Consider the following 17465-nt stretch of genomic DNA (forward strand, 5'->3'; position numbering starts at 1 on the left):
CTCCGGCTCCGAACGCCCGCCCCCGGACGCCCGCGCCACCGAGCTCGCCGCGCGCTACAGCGAGGGGCTGCGCCTGGCCCGCCTCGACCGCTGGGCCGAGGCCGCCGAGGTGCAGCGGGCCGTCGCCACCGAGCGCGACCGGCTGTCCGGCCCCGACCACCCCGACACCCTCGCCGCCCGCTACGAGCTCGGCTTCGCCCTGAGCCGGCTGGGCCGCCCCCAGGACGCCCTGCGGGAGTTCGCCCGGACGGCGGCGGGCCGCGAGCGCGCCACGGGACCCGACCACCCCGACACCCTGGCGGCCCGCCAGGAGACCGCGTACGTGCTCGGCCAGCTCGGCCGCCACTTCGAGGCCCACCAGGTCTACACGTCCGTGCTCGCCGCCCGCGAGCACGTCATGGGCCCCGACCACCCCGACACCCTGCGCTGCCGCCACAACCTGGCCTTCAACCTCAGCAGACTGGGCCGGCTGGAGGAGTCCTACCGGATGGCGAGCGACGTCGCGGCCGCCCGCTCCCGGGTCCTGGGCCGGGAGCACCCCGACACCCTCGTCACCCGCTACGAGGTCGGCTACGCGCTCGGCCAGCTCGGCCGCTGGGCCGAGGCGCTGCGCACCTACCAGGAGGTCGCCGCCTCCCGCGCCCGGGTGCTGGGCCCCGACGAGCCCGACACCCTCGCCGCCCGCTACGAGGCCGGGATCTGCCTGGGCCGGCTGGGCCGCAGCGAGGAGGCCCTGGAGCTCTACCGCGAGCTGGTCGAGGACCGCGCCCGCGCCCAGGGACCGGCCCACCCCGACACCCTGCGCGCCCGGCACGGCCTGGGCGTCAACCTCGGCCGCCTGGGCCGCTGGGAGGAGGCGCTCGCCGAGGCCCGCGACGTCTGCGCGATCCGCGCCCGGGTGCTGGGCCCCGACCACCCCGACACCCTCGTCAGCCGCCGTGAGGTGGCGGTCGGCCTCGGCTGGCTCGGCCGCTGGGCGGACGCCCTCGCCGTCTACCGCGACGTGGCCCAGGCCCGGCAGCGCGTGCTGGGCGCGGACCACCCCGACGCCCTGGCCAGCCGGCACGACGAGGCCCACTGCCTGGAGCAGCTCGGCCGCTCGGCCGAGGCCGTCGAGCTCTACCGCCAGGTCGCGGCGGTCCGCCGGACCCGCGCCACCCGGGGGACCGGCAATCGCACCGATCTGACGTAGCGTCAGAAAAACTGTCCCGGTGGCTTCCCTCCGCCACCTCCCTGCGGCATCCTGCCGCCCATGCGGACCGAGCTGAGCCGCCGGCTGGGCATCGAGCACGCCCTCTTCGGCTTCACTCCCTTCCCCCCGGTCGCCGCCGCGATCAGCCGCGCCGGAGGGCTCGGCGTCCTCGGCGCGGTGCGCTACACCGCGCCCGGCGAACTCGAGCGCGACCTCGACTGGATGCAGGCCCACACCGACGGCAGACCCTACGGGCTCGACGTCGTCATGCCCGCCCGCACCGTCCCCGGCCTCGGCGAGGCCGACATCGAGGCCATGATCCCCGACGGGCACCGGGAGTTCGTCCGCAGGACGCTCGCCGAGCACGGCGTACCCGAACTGGCCGAGGGCGAACGCTCCGGCTGGCGCATCACCGGCTGGCTGGAGGACGTCGCCCGCACCCAGCTCGACGTGGCCTTCGGCTACCCGCTCGCCCTCCTCGCCAACGCCCTCGGCCCGCCGCCCGCCGACGTCATCGAACGCGCCCACGGCCGGGGCACCCTCGTCGCCGCGCTCGCCGGCAGCGCCCGGCACGCGATCCGGCACGCGGCGGCGGGCGTCGACATCGTCGTCGCCCAGGGCTACGAGGCGGGCGGCCACACCGGTGAGATCGCCACGATGGTGCTCACCCCCGAGGTGGTCCGGGCCGTCGACCCGCTGCCCGTGCTGGCCGCGGGCGGCATCGGCAGCGGCGAACAGATCGCCGCCGGGCTCGCGCTGGGCGCGCAGGGCGTCTGGCTGGGCTCGATCTGGCTCACCACCGAGGAGGCCGGTCTGGCCTCCCGCGCCCTGACCGCCAAGCTCCTGGCCGCGGGCTCAGGGGACACCGTCCGCTCCCGCGCCCTCACCGGCAAGCCCGCCCGCCAGCTCCGCACGCCCTGGACCGACGCCTGGGACGACCCCGCCGGCCCCGGCACCCTGCCCATGCCCCTCCAGGGCCTGCTCGTCGCCGAGGCGCTCTCCCGCATCCAGAAACACGAGGTGATACCCCTGCTGGGCACCCCGGTCGGCCAGATCGTGGGATCGATGGACACGGTCCGCAGCGTCCAGGCGGTGGTGGACGACCTGACGAGAGGCTTCGAACGAGCCGTGAACCGGTTGTGGGCAATCGTTCCGCAGGGCGATGGGGGTCCCCCCTGCTCGAGCGAAGCCGAGAGCTTGGGGGAGGGTGGGCACAACGCCACCCACCGGCCCGCACCCGGTGACGCTCCCCAGGAGGACACGACCCCATGACGGAAAAGGGCAACGGCTTCTGGGCCAAGGCCACCACCGACCCCGACCGGGAGGTCCTGGTCACCCCGTCCGGTGAGACCTGGACCGCAGGCCACCTGCACGCGCAAGCCAACCGCCTCGTCCACGCCCTCCGCGCCACCGGCCTCCGCGAGGGCGACGCCTTCGCCGTCGTCCTCCCCAACGGCGCCGAATTCCTCACCGCCCATCTCGCCGCCACCCAGGCCGGCTTCTACCTCGTCCCCGTCAACCACCACCTCGTCGCCCCGGAGATCGCCTGGATCCTCGCGGACTCCGGCGCCAAGGCGCTCATCGCCCACGAGCGCTGGGCGGACGCCGTGCGGGCCGCCGCCGACGAGGCCGCGCTGCCGCCCTCCGGGCGGTACGCGGTCGGGGACATCGCCGGCTTCCGGCCCTACGCCGCCCTCCTCGACGGCCGGCCCGCCACCCCGCCCGACGGCCGGACCCTCGGCTGGGTCATGAACTACACCTCCGGTACCACCGGCCGCCCCCGCGGCATCCGCCGCCCGCTGCCCGGCATCCCGCCCGAGGAGGCCCATCTCGGCGGATTCCTCGGCATCTTCGGCATCAAGCCCCACGACGGCAACGTCCATCTGGTGTGCTCACCGCTCTACCACACCGCCGTTCTGCAATTCGCGGCCGCGTCCCTCCACATCGGGCACCGGCTGGTGGTCATGGACAAATGGGCCCCCGAGGAGATGCTGCGGCTGATCGACACCCACCGCTGCACCCATACGCACATGGTCCCCACCCAGTTCGGCCGGCTGCTCTCCCTGCCCGCCGGGGTGCGGGCCGGCTACGACGTCTCCTCGTTGCGGCACGCCATCCACGGAGCCGCGCCCTGCCCGGAGCATATGAAACGGGCGATGATCGAATGGTGGGGCGGGTGCGTGGAGGAGTACTACGCGGCCAGCGAGGGCGGCGGCGCGTACGCGACGTCCGAGGAGTGGCTGCGCAAGCCCGGCACGGTCGGCCGGGCCTGGCCCATCAGCGAGATCGCCGTGCTCGACGACGACGGCGAGCCCGTGCCCACCGGGCAGGTCGGCACGGTCTATCTGCGGATGACCACCGGCCCCTTCGCCTATCACAAGGACGCCGACAAGACCCGGCGCAGCCGCGTCGGGGACTTCTTCACCGTCGGCGACCTCGGCCATCTCGACGAGGACGGCTATCTCTTCCTCCACGACCGCAAGATCGACCTGATCATCTCGGGCGGCGTCAACATCTACCCCGCCGAGGTGGAGTCCGTGCTCCTGGCCCACCCCGCCGTCGCCGACGCCGCCGTCTTCGGCGTCCCGCACGACGACTGGGGCGAGGAGGTGAAGGCCGTCGTCGAACCGGAGCCCGGCCATTCCCCGGGCGCCGCCCTCGCCGCCGAGCTCCTCGGCCACTGCGCCGCCCGGCTCGCCGGGTACAAGCGCCCCAGGAGCGTGGAGTTCACCGCGTCCCTGCCGCGCGACCCCAACGGCAAGCTCTACAAGCGGCTGCTGCGCGACCCGTACTGGCACGGCCGGGACCGCGCCGTCTGACGCCCCGTGCGAGGGCGTCGGACGGCACGGCTCACGAAGGCCTCAGCGCTCGCTCACCCGCACCACCTTCAGCTGCGGCGACGCGAGGATGTCCCTCTCGCGGAACCGGCTCTTGACCATGCGTCCCCGAGAGAACAGCTCGGTCTGGTCGCTGTAGTGCGGCGACGCGGTGTTCGAGGACTCGGAGTACGTCAGCAGCGTCCTTGCCACGGGGCAGCCGCTGCCGTCCCAGCCCACCGCCTGGATGTGGCTGGAGCCCATGCCCACCTCGGTGTAGCCGCCCTGCGCGGCGTTCCAGCGGGCGAAGCCGTCCGCACCGGTGTCGAGCGTGTTCGGAGTGGTCACGGGGGAGGCGGGGGAGAAGGGCACCCGCCACAGCCGGCCTTCCGGGACCGTGGCGGTGAACTTCCGCCAGAAGCGGTCGAAGAGCAGGGCGCCCTGGCCGCTACGGGCCTGACCGACGCCATCATGAACGGTCTGCCACCGCACATCGCCCAAGTGATCTGCGGACATGGAGCTCGTAACGCGATCTTGTAGAGATGTGATGGCCGGGTGTGACTTGTGTGATGATCCGGCTGTTCGCGGGGTGTGAGTACGCGCTTGTGCTTCCCTCCCTCTAGAGCCCCCCGCCTCGGCGTGCACACCGAGGGCCGGGAAGGTCGCCCCGGGGGCACGAGGCCGACGGCCCGGGATCCTCCTCGGGCGGTACCGGATCCGGGGGGCGGTGCGTCATCCGGTGAGGGCGTCGGGGGAGGTCACCCGGGGTTCCCTCCTCGGTCGGCACTGTTGAGAAACATCGCGCGTGGTCCGAGTTCCGCACTCCTCAGGAGCCGTCTTGCACATACCCAGATACGCCACCGCCGTCTGTGCCGCCGCCACGGCGACGGTCTTGGCCACCTCCACGTCCGCGGCAGCGGAGACCGGCCCGGCGCAGGACAATTTCCTTCCCGCCATGGGCTATTCCATCCTCCGCCTCGACATCGATCCGCCGGGCGCCAACGACTGGAACTGCCGTCCCAGCGCCGCCCGCCCGCGTCCGGTCGTCCTGGTACACGGCACCTACGAGAACCGCTACAACAACTGGGCCCGGATGTCCCCCGAGTTGAAGGCCCAGGGCTACTGCGTCTACGCCCTCGACTTCGGCGACACCGACGACGCCGGAGTGGCTCTCGCTCCCAACGTCAAGGGCTACGGAGACATCAAGAAGTCCTCCAAGGAGCTGGCCGCCTTCGTGGACAAGGTGCTCGCCGCCAGCGGCTCCGGGCAGGTGGACCTCGTCGGCCACTCCCAGGGCGGGACCCTGTCCCGCTGGTATCTCAAGGCCGACGGTGGCGCGAACACGGGCGATCCCTCGAAGAACAAGGTCAAGAAGGTCGTCCAACTCGGCGCGACCAACCACGGCACCACCATGAGCGGCATCGAGACCCTCGCCGACAAGCTCCACATGCTGGAGTCCGGGGAGAAGCCCCTCGGGAAGGCGGGCATCCAGCAGTACGAGAAGTCCGACTTCATCAAGGAGCTCAACGCCGACGGGGACACCGTTCCCGGGGTCGACTACACCGTGATCGGCACGAAGTACGACGAGATCACCACCCCCTGGCAGAGCACGTTCATGACGGCGGGCCCCGGAGCAACGGTGCAGAACATCACCTTGCAGGAGGGCTGCTTCGTCGACTTCTCCGCCCATCTGAGCATGTCGTACAGCCCGCGTGCGATCGGATTGGTCAAGCGGGCCCTGGACCCCTCAGCGCCGGCGGCTCCTTGTGTGCCGAGGGCTCCCGCCTTCTGATTCCGGCTGGAAGCGGCCCGATTGTTTGCCGACGGGCAGTCGAACGGGCTGGTCGCCAAGCAGTTACGGGTGAGTGTCCGGCCGGTCCAGCGGTGGCGGCAGGCCTACGAAGCCGGTGGAGAGGCCGCACTCCGGTCGACAGGTTCCGCCGGCCGGCCGAAACCGAGCGACGAGTTGTTCGTGGCCCTGGAGGCAGAACTGGGCAAGGGCCCGGTCGCGCACGGCCGGACCAGAAGTGGACCCTGGCGAGGATCAAGACCTTGACCGGCCGCAGGTTCCACAAGAGCTTTACGCTCTTCTGGCATCGCCCGGACGCTCCGGCGTCACGGATGGAGCCACCAGGTGCCCGCACGACGGGCACTTGGAGCCAACACCGCCTTCACCGACCCCGACCACCTCGTCCGAGTACTACGCCACGGCCTCCGCCAGATCCAATACCGCAGCCACCTCATCGACGGTTGTTTGACCGCAACCGGTCTCACACTCTGACGACAACACCGCTGCAAAGTCAGTAACGACGTCGACTTCACCCCTCTGCGCGGCGACGAGCCGGCGACCGAGGGTTTCTCGCAGGCCGCGTGAGCCCGTGTCCCGAGTCGGCGGCTGTCACATCACCGCTCCACCTGGCCGGGCGTGACCTTCACGTCTCCGTGGGCTCCTGATCGTTGTGTTCCTGCTCCTGCGCCCAGGCGATCGCCCATTCGTCGAGCGGACGAAGGGCATCACGGAGTGCTGTCCCCAGCCGAGTCAGCTCGTAGCCATCGGCCGAGGGGGCGATGATCCCGCTCGATGCGAGTTCGCGGAGCCGCTGGTAGAGGACGCTGGATGACAGCCCTTCGCACCGTGCCAGCAGCGCGCGGGCGCCGAGCGGACCCGCACGCAGTTCCCAGAGAATTCGCAGCGCCCACCGACGGCCGAACAGGTCCATCGCGGCCATGAGGGGACGGCCGGTAGTCGATCCACGAACCGGTGTTCCTGGGCGCGGTGTCGGCATGACCCTCCTTGCGTTTCGTTATTCGAAACACTAGCATCCACCCGGCGTTTCTGATTTCGAAACGAACTCGACGGGAGAGCCAGTGTCGCGGATAGCCCTGCTGGAACCGCCGTACACCGACCAGGCCACCCCTTCCCCGACGACAGCGCCTACACCACCGCGGCGCTGGTCGGCATCGGCGCCATGGCGATCACGAAGCTGACAAGCCTCGCCCTCGCCCGCCGACGCTCGTCCGAGACCAACCCGTAAGTCAGATGCACTCATCCCAACACTGGAGGTTCCATGCCCAAGGGCTACTGGGTCAGCGTCTACCGCACCATTTCAAATCCTGAGAAGCTGGCTGCTTACAACAAGCTGGCCCGCCTGGCCGTTGAGCCCGCGGGCGGTCGGACCCTCGTCCGTGGCGGTCGGGTCGTGGCGCATGACGCCGGAATCGCCGAGCGCACCATCCTGGTCGAGTTCGACAGCTTCGAGCAGGCCGTCGCGGCGCGCGAGAGTGCGGCCTACCAGGAGGCGCTGGTCGCCCTCTCCGACGGCGTCGAGCGCGACTTCCGCATCGTCGAAGGCATCGACTGACCGATGTCCTGGCCGGATGTCACGGTGGTTGATGCATGCGTGCGGCGCGACGGCCGGGGCGGTAGCCCCACGCAGGCCGGGCCGCAGTAGGGGCATCCGGGCGGGCTGCCGCCCGGATCGGTTCCCGGCACCACCGGCACCGGCGCACTCGACCGGCCATGGCTTCAGCGTACGCCCCGGGCATGGCGCCAGCCCCGTACGGCCGTGGGCCCCGGTCGCCCCCTCCGGGAGCGGGGCGACCGGGGCCCGGTCGGGCTCGGGAGCCGGTCAGACTGCCTGGTCGCGCCAGGTGTCGAGAGTCGTCGGCCGGGCGGTGCAGCAGCAGGACCTTGCCGTCGTCGGCGATGACGGCGCCGACGACGGTCTTGGCGATGCCGTCGCGTTCGGCAGCGCGGGCGAGATCGTCGAGCAGAGCGGTGTCGGGGGAACTCACAGCAGGTCCTTCGCGTGGGAGGCGACTTTGGCGACGGCCGCGGTGCAGGCGTCGGCGAGGCGGACGTCCTCCTCGCGGTGCCATACCGGCAGCTTGAAGGTGGTGGCATGCACGTATCCGGCCGCCGGGAGGTCACCGACGGCGCAGTCCTGGCGGCCAGCGTATCCAGGCAGCAGGGCCCCGGGGGCCTGGAACAGCGGATGAGTGCCCAGGGGGCAGGTCGAGCCCGGCCGGTCGGCCTCGATGGCGCCTTCGGCGCGGACTGCGTCGAGGAACCGCTGAAGCGGCAGCCCGCCGAGGTCAGCCGGCTCGTACCGCAGCGGCAGCGCGTACCAGGACGGCCGGGCGGCGACCGGCACGTGCGGCCTGCCGCACGACGGCGAGGATGCGCTGGTAATCCGGCGGCAGTGCGGCCTCCTCGACGTCCGGCGTGCGGTGCGGGATCAGCATCACCGCCTGGCCGCCCACCTGACCAGGCATCGGCATCGCCGAGGCGCGCTCGTCAGCGATCTGTTCGCTCATCCGCTCGAGGACGCGTTCGGCGACGGCGAGTTCGTCCCGCTCGGCCCGTACCTCCGCCAACTGCTTGGCCGGCTGTTCTTCGAATTCGTCCAGTTCCGCGCGCCGCGCGGTGATCCGTTCCGGCAGCTCGGGATCCAGCATGCACAGATCGTAGAAGGCCATTGATGGGGTCTTCCAGAAAAGGGTGTGATCGAGTGGCTTTGTTCACGAGCCGACAGCACCCGTACACGAGTTTGGGCAGCACCCGAAGCTCTGCGGACATCGAGCAGTTCATGGCTCCGGGCAGCACGGGCCCCTGCCAAGAGTTCTGGCAGGGGCCCGTGGTGTAGAGAGCCGAGGAGGGCTGGGACCTGTCCCTAGGTGAGCAGCATCCTGGCCAGCACGGCCTACCGTCTGCTGGTGGCCTGACGGCCGGCGTCACTTCAGGTGCCGGGCGAGGAATCGGCCCGCTTCGTCGCCTGCGGACTGCGGGACGCCGGTGTGCCCGCCCATGTTGGCGTGCAGGGTCTTCTCCTTGGAGCCGAAGGCGTCGAACAGGTCCAGGGCCGCCTGCCGGTCGTTCCCTTCGTCGTCCCACTGCAGCAGGACGTGCAGAGGAATGGTGACCTGGCGGGCTTCCTCGAACATGGCCCGGGGGACGAAACTCCCGGCGAACAGAACGGCGGCCGAGATGCGCGGCTCGACCACCGCCAGCCGGGTCCCGATGGAGATGACTCCCCCCGAGTACCCGACCGGGCCGCCGATTTCGGGCAGCGCGAGCAGGGCGTCCAAGGCGGCCTGCCATTCCGGGACCGCCCTGTCGACCAGGGGGAGGATGAGGGCGTCGATGACCTCGTCGCTGACCGGCTCGCCGGCCTCCATCGCCCGGCGCAGGTCGGCGAGGGCCTGCTCGGCGGCGGGCAGGCGGGGCCGGTCGCCGCTTCCGGGGAGCTCGATGGTGGCCGTGGCGAAGCCGTCCGCCGCAGCGTGGCGGGCCCGGGCCACCAGCCGGGGGTACGTCTTGCGCAGCCCGAGGGGCGGGGGGCTGAGCAGGATCAGCGGCGCCGGTGCGGACGCGGATGCGGGCGTCCACAGGATGCCGGGGATCTCATCGAGGGTGAATTCGCGCTCGAGGACAGCGTCGTCGAGACGCTGTTCAGAAGTGAATCGCATGGTCGTGCCTTTCGGGAGTGCCATTGAACGGCGCTCCCGGACGACCTATCGCCCGACCGCGACCCCGGAGGGGAGCACCCATGTCGAAACGTTCACGGGTACCACCTCCTCGTTCTCTCGCACGGCCTCCGGAAACGTAGCAGTGGCCGCCGTGGTCCGCCAACGGGTTTTCGCGGAGGATCCGTGGCCGGCAATCAACCGCTGACGGGCGATCTACTGCGCAGACAGCCGCCCATGACCAGCGTGAGCACCCTGAGCACCGATCACACCAGCCCTTTGACCTGTGCCTTCAAGTTGGCGGAGGCCCAGTGGGCGGCTTCCCGGTGCTCACCACGCAGGAGGGACTCCAGGGCCAGGAGGTAGGCGGCGGTGGCATCGCCGATGCCCGCGGCGTAATGCCAGTAGAACCGGGCGCCGCTGCCGTTGCGGGCAGTGAGGTGGACCAGGCAGCCCAGCCCTCGGGCACCGGCGGGATCGGTGAGGTCCTCGGCGTGGGCGAAGCGCCCGGTGCGGCGGCGCGCGCCGGGGACGGTGAGCAGGTACCGGCACAGTGCCTGCACGTGCTGGCGGAGCAGCCGCCGTCCGTTCGGTGACGGCCCGTCCTCGCCCTGGGCGAAGGCGGCCAGTTCGGCCCAGGTCCGGCGGACGCCGGTGGCCTCGCGTCGCTGCTCGGCGCGCTCGATACGCTCCCTGAGCCAGTGCCGGTCCTCCGGCTGCTGGAGCAAGGCGCAGGCGGGGGTGCGGATGCGCATGCCGCGCAGGATGTCGTCGATGGTCATGGTGTTCCTTTCGCTGGCCAGTCCTGACCGACCATCGTGGCCAGGGCGGTGCGGCCGGCTTTGAGGTGTGAGCGGACGGTGGAGGCGGTCAGGCCGGTGATGCCGACGATCTCGGAATCCCAGCGCCCGAAGATGCGGAAGAGGGCGACGTTGGCCGCTTCCCGGGCGTCGTCCCAGGCCACCAGCCGGGAGTAGGCCCACTTGACGTATCCCTCATGCTTGCGCCGGGCGAATGGCGGTCCCGGGCAGTATGCCGGGGCCGGGCCAGCTGCGGATGAGTACGAGAACTCATCCTCTGCGAGGGCTGCGGGCTCAAGGCCTGTCCCGGTGGCCACCACGAAGGGCGCGGGGACTTCACGAAGGCGACGAAGACCGGTAGAGCCCGCTCACCACACCCTATGAGGCCCTGTTCCCGCTCAGCGTCGGGTCGTGATGGGGCAACCCATAGGGACCGGTCCCGGGGTCCTTGCACCAGGTGAACTGCGTGTCGGGCAGTACGGTCATGCCGAAGTCGTACAGCGACGGCTCGCCCTGCTGCGCCCAGCCGTCGAGGACGCGCTCGGCTTCGTCGGCCAGGCGGCGCGGCCCTCCTTGACGGACGAGGGTCGTGCCGCCCCCGCAGGCGGTGAGGGTGGCCCAGGAGGAGTGGCCGTCGTGGAGGAAGCCGGTAACGCGGTGGTCGTCGCCGGTTCGCGTGAAGACCTCGACGTCGGGAAGGCAGACGCGCAGGACGAACAGCACGTTGCCGTCGTTCCGCCGGCCAGGAGGGAGGGCGAGGGCGCGCTCGTCTTCTGTCGGCCTATCGCCGCGGACCTGCCGCCAGCTGCGGCGGGCCTCGGGAGTAGTGCGGCTGGGCATGAAGGCGGCCAGGCCCTGCATCCATCCGGTCGCCGACTTGCCGTCGTCGGCGACGGTCAGCGCGACGTGCCCGAGCCGGCCCCAGGGGGTGACGATCCGTCCGCCCGGACGGGTCTGCTCGATCCACGCCCATGGCACGGACTCGACCGCGTAGGTGGACACCACCCTGTCGTACGGGGCCCCGTCGGGCCAGCCGAGCTCGCCGTCGCCGGTCTGCACCGCCACCCCTGTGCCCAGGACCTCCGACCGGTCCTGCGCGGCAGCGGCGAGGGTGGGGTCCACCTCCACGGTGGTGACGAGGCCGGGGCCGGTCCGCCAGTCCAGTAGGGCGGCGTTGTATCCCTGGCCGGCGCCGAGTTCGAGGACACGGTGGCCGGGCTCCAGCATGACGGAGTCGAGCATGTCCGCAATGATTGCCGGGCAGGACAGGCTGGAGCTCGGCACACCACCGGTGATCTGGGTGATGGCCGGGTCGTCCGGCCCCGCGTAGACCTCGGCCGCCCACCGCTGCGGGTCGGCCTTCCGGTCGACTGGGACGTAGGCATGGCCGTCCCAATACCACAGCCGATCAGGAGCGAACAGGTGCCGGGGACGGGCCGCGAAGGCGTCCCGGATCCACGATGAGTCCGCGGGCCTGGCCCCGCTCTTGTCCATCACGGCCGCCAGGCGGGCACGCCGTTCCTCACACTGGAGCACTAGACCTCTACTTCCTACGCGTCCCGGACGGGGGCGGCGGCGGAGGAACCCGCCCGTCACTGTTGCCGGGCGGCGGCTCGCCCTTGCTCAGATCCTCTTCGGGCTTGCGATGATCACCCATCGGAGCCTCTTTCACTCGCGTCATCGGCGAACTCCCAGAATCGCGTGCCCGGGAGTGTGCCATCCCGCGAACGCCGGGTAATGGCCGGAACAAGCCAGGCCGGGCGACCGGAGTGCGGTTCAGCCGATCGGGGTGAGTCGATAGCACCAGGCTTACAAGGGCTGCGCACCGTGGCCGAGGCTGCGCCGCCGCCGGCGCGGCGGAGGCGCCTCGGTCTCCGTTCTGGTCGCTCGATGCGCTGGCGCAGGGCGGCAGTGGCGGCCGGGATTGGAGCGAGGAGACGCGCGACCTGCGGGTCCAGGGCGGCCAGCGTGGCCACGAGAGTGTCGATGGCTTCGGTGGGCTCCTCGACGGCGGTCACGCTCCATCCGGAGGAGACCGCAGCGTCGGCCAGGGCGCAGGCAGCCTCCGCGGCGGCGTCAGTCCCGGATTTGGGGGCACCCCTTCCGTTTGTGCTCTGTCTCACCTCGTACCGCCGGTATCGCGGGTTTGATCGGCGTGTGCGGACCAGGCGCGGGCCGGATTTGCATGGCGCGTAGCTGAGTAGGGCCCTCTCCAGCGAGAACGGTCTTTCTGGGGCTTGCCTGCAGCGGGGCCTTCGAGCCGGTGCGGACCTTACCCTGTGGTGGTGATCAGGACAGCACCGCTGCCACCGGGCGTGCCGTTGTGACCTACGTAGCCATTTTCGCCAAAGCGTCCGATGCCGTTGCCTCCTGCGCCTCCTTGGCCGCCACGGCCGCCGGATCCGCCGTTCCCGGCTGACAGCGGGACGGACGCCAGCCCCTGGCTCAGGTCGAAGGCCTTGCCGCCGGCGCCTCCAGCCGTGCCCTTCCCGCCCTCTCCTCCTCGCCGGCTCCGGTCGGGGTTGTTGTTGCCGTCCTTCCCGTTCCCTCCCTTGGACCCGTTCGTGCCTGTCCCTGCCCGGTAGGGCCTGGTGGTGCTGTTGCACTTGGTGTACAGGAGAGACGTGTCCGACGCGGCGGGCCGTCCACCGCCCCCGCCGTCCGCACCGGCCCGGGTGCCTCCTCCGATGCCTCCCATGCCTGCCTCGGAGCCACCTTGACCGCCGGGAGCACGGGCGATGCTGACCGTGGCGGTGCCGACAGTCGTGCTGCTACCACTCTTGGCGGTTCCGCCGGTGTTCCCGTCCTCGCCCTCTCCAAGTCGCTGCTTGTACTCGCCGCCTCCTCGACCGGCCAAGGTCCCGTCCCAGAACTGCCCCTTGGTCTTTCCGCCGGCTCCGCCCTTGCCCACGTGGATCGTGAGCATCTGACCCGGCTTGACGTTGAAGGCGCACGTGACGAAGGAACCACTCATGCCTCCGGCTCCGGAGCCACCGGCGCCACCGCCCCCGCCGCCGTAGTGCCGCCACCGCCACCGCCACCGCCGCCACCGGCGCCGGCGCCCCAGAGGTAGGCCGTGATCTGGTGGACTCCTGCGGGGACCCGGTAGTTGTGGGGGCCGGGGCGCCCGTTCAGGTGCGGGCCGGTACCGGCTGCGTCGGCAGCGGGGGCCGTCAGCAACGGGCCGGCCAGCAGGCCGACGGCGATTGCCGAGACGGCTGCGGTGGTCTTGAAACGGCTGTTCTCCACGTGAAGTCGTTTGAGGTTCATGGGCACGCTTGTTCCTTCTGGTGGCGGGCGTAGATGCACGGCACGGCGCTACCGCGCCGACCGGGACTGCGCGCTGGGCGGCGCCCGTGAGCACGACAGCAACGGATCGCCGGGCCCCGGGCTCGTACGGGCTCGTCCGGCCGGTGAAGTCGCCGCCCCTCGGCGACGATGAACTTCTTCATGGGTATCGACCTCCAGTCGTCGTGCCGCGCTGGGCCACCCAGGCGCGACGTCGCGCCAACAACACAGGCTGCACTTGCGTAACGGCCGATTACCCGAAAGGCGGATCATCGGTCTTTTCGCTGACCCCCTCTAGCTCTGCTCCAGCCCCTGCGCGAGCGCATCCAGCTCGACGGCTGTGCCTGATCGTGCGCACCTGAACCTCCCAGCCCCCGGCAAAAGCCCCCACCTTGCCCCGGCTGGCCCGCCCCGGCCGGTAGCCAGCCGAGGCGAGGAATACAACACACATCGAATACGTGCCGGGTACCAGCTACCAGCCCGGACATGCTCCCCGAGGATGTGGCTTCGTTCGGTGCGGGCGCCGAAGCCGGCGCCGGGTGACCGGGGCCCCCTTGATGACCTGGCACGCGGCACGGCCACGGGGCGGAGCCCGGTCGGGCACCCCCGGAAAGGGTCTCGCACCGCGCTCCCCGGGCCTGTGCACGGACCTAGTCGTCAAATTCGAAGTCCGACGTCTGCGCACGGGCAATGACGTTGATGACTTCCTCGGGGCTCGTGGTGACGGATTCAATGGCCGCTTTGAGCCGCGCGAGGTGGCTCGAACTGCCGACGGCGCAGAACATGCCGGCCTCGCTGTCGAAATCGAGGCGCTCGGCAATGTCCGGCCAGGCAAACCGCACGAGGGCTTCCCAGAAGTACCCGTTCGGCTCGTGCCCGGCGGCAACTACTGCGGCATCGGCAGCCAGGCCACCGGCATCCAGCGTCAGCGAATGCTCGCCGTCGATGTCGTGCAGTCTGATGGTCACGGCGCGATCCTTTCCGGTCTCAGTGCGATCCCGTTTCGCGCGATCGTCTTGCTGACCGGATGACAATCGCGGCGAGGTGATCCGAAAGGGCACCCTACGAGGCGTTCGAAATCCGGTGGATTCTCCGCTGCCGGACAGGCACAATCCCCCGGGAATCGGAACGAGGAGTGCTTTTTTGGATGTGTTCGCGTGTGCTGGGTGTGGCACGGAGCTGACGGCGCCGGTGTCCCGGGTGGCCCTCCCCGTCCATACCCACTACGGGGGGTGGGAGGAACTCCATCCTCCGTTGATGGAGTCCGCGACGTACGCTGTCGAACCCGAGCCCACGGGGCCGCCCTGGCGGCTGTGGGAGGAGGTCGGTGCGGAAGCGGCGGCCCGGCAGGGCGTGTTCGCGCCGGTGTATTCGGTCTCCTTCGGCGCGCGGAACCGGATCGTCATCGCCCCCGGCGACTCCCGGTCCATGACCCTGATCCCCGACAAGTGCGAGGGGTACTGCCGGGGTGTCGATGGCCGGGCCGGTCCCAACCTGGCGTGCGAGGGGTGCGAGCGGGCCGTGGCAACCCGCGTCGACGACTGTGGATCGTGGCAGACGGTGTGGCTCGAGCCCGAGGCGGTTGTACGCCGCCCTTCGGGAGTCCCGGCCGGTCCGCCTCCCGGCTGGAACGATCTGGAACGCGCTGAGCATCGTGTCCCGCCCGTCGAACCCGACGGGTCGTGGAGCCGTCGCTGGGAAGCGGCGATCGGAGTCGTGCTGGCCCATCTCATGGTGGCCGCCGAGGGCCACCCGGTGCACCTCCCCGATGGTCCCGCCTTCGAGTTGCTCGGCCACGCCGTGGGCCGGTACCTCCCCGCCGGGCCCGAAGCCCGGTCCGTAGGGCTGGCCGGCCCGGGCATCCCCCTGCCCCGGCTTCGCCCCGACGTCCTCCTCGTCCCACGCCACCCCCTCACAGGGGCCCCTTGGCGTCCACCAGGCGACGAGGGGGCTGTGGTGCCGCTGGACAGCGGGGTCTGGGCCTACCTCGCCCACCCCGGCGAGACCTCGCCGATGCCCGCGACCGGAACCCTCCCGGAAGGCGTTCTGCGCGACGACTACCCTCTGCCTCCGCGCCCCTGGCGCCCGTTCACGCCCCACCAGGGCGCCTTCGAGGACACCTTGGTCCGGCTACCCGCCATACACGCCTCCCAGTTGCACAGGATTCGTAACGTGTAGCGCCAGGGCACACCGCCACTCGTGCTTGTCCCCGGCCTTGGTCCACGAGCTGCTGCTGTAAGCGGTGTCGAGGGAGGACGAACTGGCTCCGTCCCGGTGAGTGCTGATGGAACCGTCGGGACTGCAGGGTCCGCTGGCGCGTTTGCCCCGACGGCGACGGCCGGTGCCGGGGCATGCCAGGCCATGTCGCCCAGCGCAGCGTTTCGGCGGCCTCGGGTGGCAAGAACAGATCGCTGGAGAGGTTGTCGCCCGCCTCGGACAGGGCGGGGTCGGCCTTGCCCTCGGGGCCGAAGTGGCGCGATCTCTCCCCGCGCAGGGTGACGAAGCCCTTGGCGAGCTCGTACACCTGGTCGGTGGCCTGGGCCCAGCCCGAGCCGAAGCCGGCGTTCGCGTAGTCCTTGCCGACGACTCCTTCTCCGTGGTGCTCCGCGGCGCTCCCCGGCGTCATTTCGGGCGTTCGTCGACGATCCGTTTGAGCTTGCCCTGGGACCGTTCCAGGGTCTCGGGGTCCACGATCTCCACGCCCGCCGTCACCCCGATGCCGTCCCTGATCCGCCGCTCGACCTCGGCGGCGGCCGCCGCGCGCCGCTCCGGGGTCGCGTCCGGCCGCGCCTCGGCGCGGACCGTGAGCCGGTCCAGCCGGCCCTCGCGCGTCAGCCGCAGCTGGAAGTGGGGTGCGACACCGGCGATGTCCAGCACGATCTCCTCGATCTGCGAGGGGAAGAGATTGACCCCGCGCAGCACGATCATGTCGTCGCAGCGGCCGGTGATCCGCTCCATACGCCGGAAGGCGGGCCGGGCGGTGCCCGGCAGCAGCCGGGTGAGGTCACGGGTGCGGTAGCGGATGACCGGCATGGCCTCCTTGGTGAGCGAGGTGAGGACCAGCTCCCCGTGGGCGCCGTCGGGGAGGGGCTCGCCGGTGACCGGGTCGACGATCTCCGGGTAGAAGTGGTCCTCCCACAGGTGCGGGCCGTCCTTGGTCTCCACGCACTCCTGCGCGACACCGGGGCCGATCACCTCGGAGAGCCCGTAGATGTCGACGGCGTCGATCGCGAAGCGTTCCTCGATCTCGCGGCGCATCTCCTCGGTCCAGGGCTCGGCGCCGAAGACGCCGACGCGGAGGCTGGTGCCCCGGGGGTCGATGCCCTGGCGCTCGAACTCGTCGAGCAGCGTGAGCATGTACGAGGGGGTCACCATGATGACCTCGGGGCGCAGGTCGTGGATCAGCCGCACCTGGCGGGCGGTCATGCCGCCGGAGGCGGGGACGACCGTGCAGCCGAGCCGCTCGGCCCCGTAGTGGGCGCCGAGCCCGCCGGTGAACAGCCCGTACCCGTAGGCCACATGGACCGTGTCGCCGGGCCGGACACCGGCCGCGCGGAGGGAACGGGCCACCACGCCGGCCCAGACGTCAAGATCGCGCTCCGTGTAGCCGACGACGGTCGGGGTGCCCGTGGTGCCGCTGGAGGCGTGCAGCCGCCGGATCTCCGACCGGTCGACCGCGAACATGCCGAAGGGGTACTGCGCGCGCAGATCCGCCTTGGTGGTGAAGGGGAAGCGGGCGAGATCGGCCGGCGACCGGCAGTCCTCCGGGCGCAGCCCGGCGGCGTCGAACGCCTGCCGGTAGAAGGGGACGTTGTCGTAGACATGCTGGAGCGTGGCGCGCAGGCGCTCCCGCTGGAGCGCCTCCAGCTCCTCGCGCGACATGCGCTCCGCGACGTCCAGCAT

General features: G+C 71.1%; 18 protein-coding genes and 2 pseudogenes. 7 read left to right on the forward strand and 13 right to left on the reverse strand.

Features of this window, described 5'->3' with window-relative positions:
* The 3 genes and pseudogenes from K6I33_RS16780 to K6I33_RS16790 form a co-directional block, all read left to right on the forward strand.
* Nucleotides 1–1192: tetratricopeptide repeat protein (locus K6I33_RS16780; RefSeq protein ID WP_229352820.1), on the forward strand; the 1192-nt coding region annotated here is incomplete at its 5' end.
* A 60-nt stretch (nucleotides 1193–1252) separates the two neighbouring features.
* Nucleotides 1253–2332 (forward strand): annotated as a pseudogene (locus K6I33_RS16785) (NAD(P)H-dependent flavin oxidoreductase); the annotation flags it as partial.
* A 128-nt stretch (nucleotides 2333–2460) separates the two neighbouring features.
* Nucleotides 2461–4011: an acyl-CoA synthetase gene (locus K6I33_RS16790; RefSeq protein ID WP_229352822.1), complete on the forward strand. Its 1551-nt coding sequence runs from the start codon at nucleotides 2461–2463 to the stop codon at nucleotides 4009–4011.
* A gap of 42 nt (nucleotides 4012–4053) precedes the next feature.
* Here the strand turns inward: K6I33_RS16790 and K6I33_RS16795 are convergent, their stop codons facing one another.
* A complete protein-coding gene (locus K6I33_RS16795; RefSeq protein WP_308297197.1) occupies nucleotides 4054–4653 on the reverse strand; it encodes a penicillin acylase family protein in 600 nt (199 codons plus the stop codon).
* A gap of 193 nt (nucleotides 4654–4846) precedes the next feature.
* Between K6I33_RS16795 and K6I33_RS16800 the strand changes: the two genes are divergently transcribed.
* Together K6I33_RS16800 and K6I33_RS36600 are read left to right on the forward strand one after the other, a co-directional pair.
* Nucleotides 4847–5800: a triacylglycerol lipase gene (locus K6I33_RS16800; protein WP_229352828.1), complete on the forward strand. Its 954-nt coding sequence runs from the start codon at nucleotides 4847–4849 to the stop codon at nucleotides 5798–5800.
* Nucleotides 5801–5806: 6 nt separating this feature from the next.
* A pseudogene (locus tag K6I33_RS36600) lies at nucleotides 5807–6289 on the forward strand (winged helix-turn-helix domain-containing protein).
* A 151-nt stretch (nucleotides 6290–6440) separates the two neighbouring features.
* Here K6I33_RS36600 and K6I33_RS16815 read toward each other — a convergent pair.
* Nucleotides 6441–6737 (reverse strand): helix-turn-helix domain-containing protein, encoded by a 297-nt coding sequence (locus K6I33_RS16815; protein WP_201878052.1) that lies wholly within the window; start codon nucleotides 6735–6737, stop codon nucleotides 6441–6443.
* Nucleotides 6738–7076: 339 nt separating this feature from the next.
* Here K6I33_RS16815 and K6I33_RS16820 point away from each other — a divergent pair, with 339 nt between their 5' ends.
* Nucleotides 7077–7370 (forward strand): DUF1330 domain-containing protein, encoded by a 294-nt coding sequence (locus tag K6I33_RS16820; protein ID WP_229352833.1) that lies wholly within the window; start codon nucleotides 7077–7079, stop codon nucleotides 7368–7370.
* A 429-nt stretch (nucleotides 7371–7799) separates the two neighbouring features.
* Here the strand turns inward: K6I33_RS16820 and K6I33_RS16825 are convergent, their stop codons facing one another.
* The 9 genes from K6I33_RS16825 to K6I33_RS16865 all read right to left on the reverse strand — a co-directional run bounded on the left by K6I33_RS16825 (nucleotide 7800) and on the right by K6I33_RS16865 (nucleotide 14530).
* Entirely contained in the window at nucleotides 7800–8162 is a 363-nt protein-coding gene (locus K6I33_RS16825; RefSeq protein WP_229352834.1) for a hypothetical protein, read from the reverse strand.
* Entirely contained in the window at nucleotides 8104–8466 is a 363-nt protein-coding gene (locus K6I33_RS16830; RefSeq protein WP_229352837.1) for a hypothetical protein, read from the reverse strand. Before K6I33_RS16830 ends, K6I33_RS16825 begins: the two co-directional genes overlap by 59 nt.
* 276 nt (nucleotides 8467–8742) lie before the next feature.
* The gene (locus K6I33_RS16835) at nucleotides 8743–9477 is read right to left on the reverse strand and encodes an alpha/beta hydrolase (RefSeq protein ID WP_229352839.1); all 735 of its coding nucleotides are present in this window, start codon (nucleotides 9475–9477) and stop codon (nucleotides 8743–8745) included.
* Between the two features lie 263 nt (nucleotides 9478–9740).
* A complete protein-coding gene (locus K6I33_RS16840) occupies nucleotides 9741–10256 on the reverse strand; it encodes a hypothetical protein (protein ID WP_229352841.1) in 516 nt (171 codons plus the stop codon).
* Complete coding sequence (locus K6I33_RS16845) at nucleotides 10253–10438, reverse strand: hypothetical protein (RefSeq protein WP_229352843.1); 186 nt, start codon at nucleotides 10436–10438, stop codon at nucleotides 10253–10255. The genes K6I33_RS16840 and K6I33_RS16845 overlap by 4 nt, the downstream gene beginning before the upstream one ends.
* Nucleotides 10439–10652: 214 nt before the next feature.
* Nucleotides 10653–11810 (reverse strand): methyltransferase domain-containing protein, encoded by a 1158-nt coding sequence (locus K6I33_RS16850; protein ID WP_229352846.1) that lies wholly within the window; start codon nucleotides 11808–11810, stop codon nucleotides 10653–10655.
* A gap of 736 nt (nucleotides 11811–12546) precedes the next feature.
* Nucleotides 12547–13248, reverse strand: a complete 702-nt coding sequence (locus K6I33_RS16855) for a hypothetical protein (protein ID WP_229352849.1) — start codon at nucleotides 13246–13248, stop codon at nucleotides 12547–12549.
* Nucleotides 13245–13550 carry a hypothetical protein gene (locus K6I33_RS16860; protein WP_229352863.1) on the reverse strand — a complete coding sequence of 102 codons (306 nt, stop codon included), beginning with the start codon at nucleotides 13548–13550 and terminating at the stop codon, nucleotides 13245–13247. The genes K6I33_RS16855 and K6I33_RS16860 overlap by 4 nt, the downstream gene beginning before the upstream one ends.
* 662 nt (nucleotides 13551–14212) lie before the next feature.
* Complete coding sequence (locus K6I33_RS16865; RefSeq protein WP_229352852.1) at nucleotides 14213–14530, reverse strand: Imm51 family immunity protein; 318 nt, start codon at nucleotides 14528–14530, stop codon at nucleotides 14213–14215.
* 175 nt (nucleotides 14531–14705) lie between these two features.
* On the opposite strand from K6I33_RS16865, the gene K6I33_RS16870 reads away from it, so the two are divergent.
* On the forward strand, nucleotides 14706–15740 hold the full coding sequence (locus tag K6I33_RS16870) for a hypothetical protein (RefSeq protein ID WP_374284844.1): 1035 nt from the start codon (nucleotides 14706–14708) through the stop codon (nucleotides 15738–15740).
* Here K6I33_RS16870 and K6I33_RS36605 read toward each other — a convergent pair.
* Nucleotides 15652–16188: a penicillin acylase family protein gene (locus K6I33_RS36605; protein ID WP_374284847.1), complete on the reverse strand. Its 537-nt coding sequence runs from the start codon at nucleotides 16186–16188 to the stop codon at nucleotides 15652–15654. The genes K6I33_RS16870 and K6I33_RS36605 overlap by 89 nt on opposite strands.
* Nucleotides 16185–17465: phenylacetate--CoA ligase PaaK (paaK, locus tag K6I33_RS16880; RefSeq protein ID WP_229352861.1), on the reverse strand; the 1281-nt coding region annotated here is incomplete at its 5' end. The genes paaK and K6I33_RS36605, both read right to left, overlap by 4 nt.

The sequence above is a fragment of the Streptomyces sp. UNOB3_S3 genome (assembly GCF_020740895.1).
GTDB lineage: Bacteria > Actinomycetota > Actinomycetes > Streptomycetales > Streptomycetaceae > Streptomyces.

Coding starts and splice junctions, on each gene's coding strand:
- K6I33_RS16815 (WP_201878052.1), bottom strand. CDS start 6,737: ATGGCCGCGATGGACCTGTTCGGCCGTCGGTGGGCGCTGCGAATTCTC.
- K6I33_RS16835 (WP_229352839.1), bottom strand. CDS start 9,477: ATGCGATTCACTTCTGAACAGCGTCTCGACGACGCTGTCCTCGAGCGC.
- K6I33_RS16820 (WP_229352833.1), top strand. CDS start 7,077: ATGCCCAAGGGCTACTGGGTCAGCGTCTACCGCACCATTTCAAATCCT.
- K6I33_RS16840 (WP_229352841.1), bottom strand. CDS start 10,256: ATGACCATCGACGACATCCTGCGCGGCATGCGCATCCGCACCCCCGCC.
- K6I33_RS36605 (WP_374284847.1), bottom strand. CDS start 16,188: ATGACGCCGGGGAGCGCCGCGGAGCACCACGGAGAAGGAGTCGTCGGC.
- K6I33_RS16830 (WP_229352837.1), bottom strand. CDS start 8,466: ATGCTGGATCCCGAGCTGCCGGAACGGATCACCGCGCGGCGCGCGGAA.
- K6I33_RS16855 (WP_229352849.1), bottom strand. CDS start 13,248: ATGAGTGGTTCCTTCGTCACGTGCGCCTTCAACGTCAAGCCGGGTCAG.
- K6I33_RS16790 (WP_229352822.1), top strand. CDS start 2,461: ATGACGGAAAAGGGCAACGGCTTCTGGGCCAAGGCCACCACCGACCCC.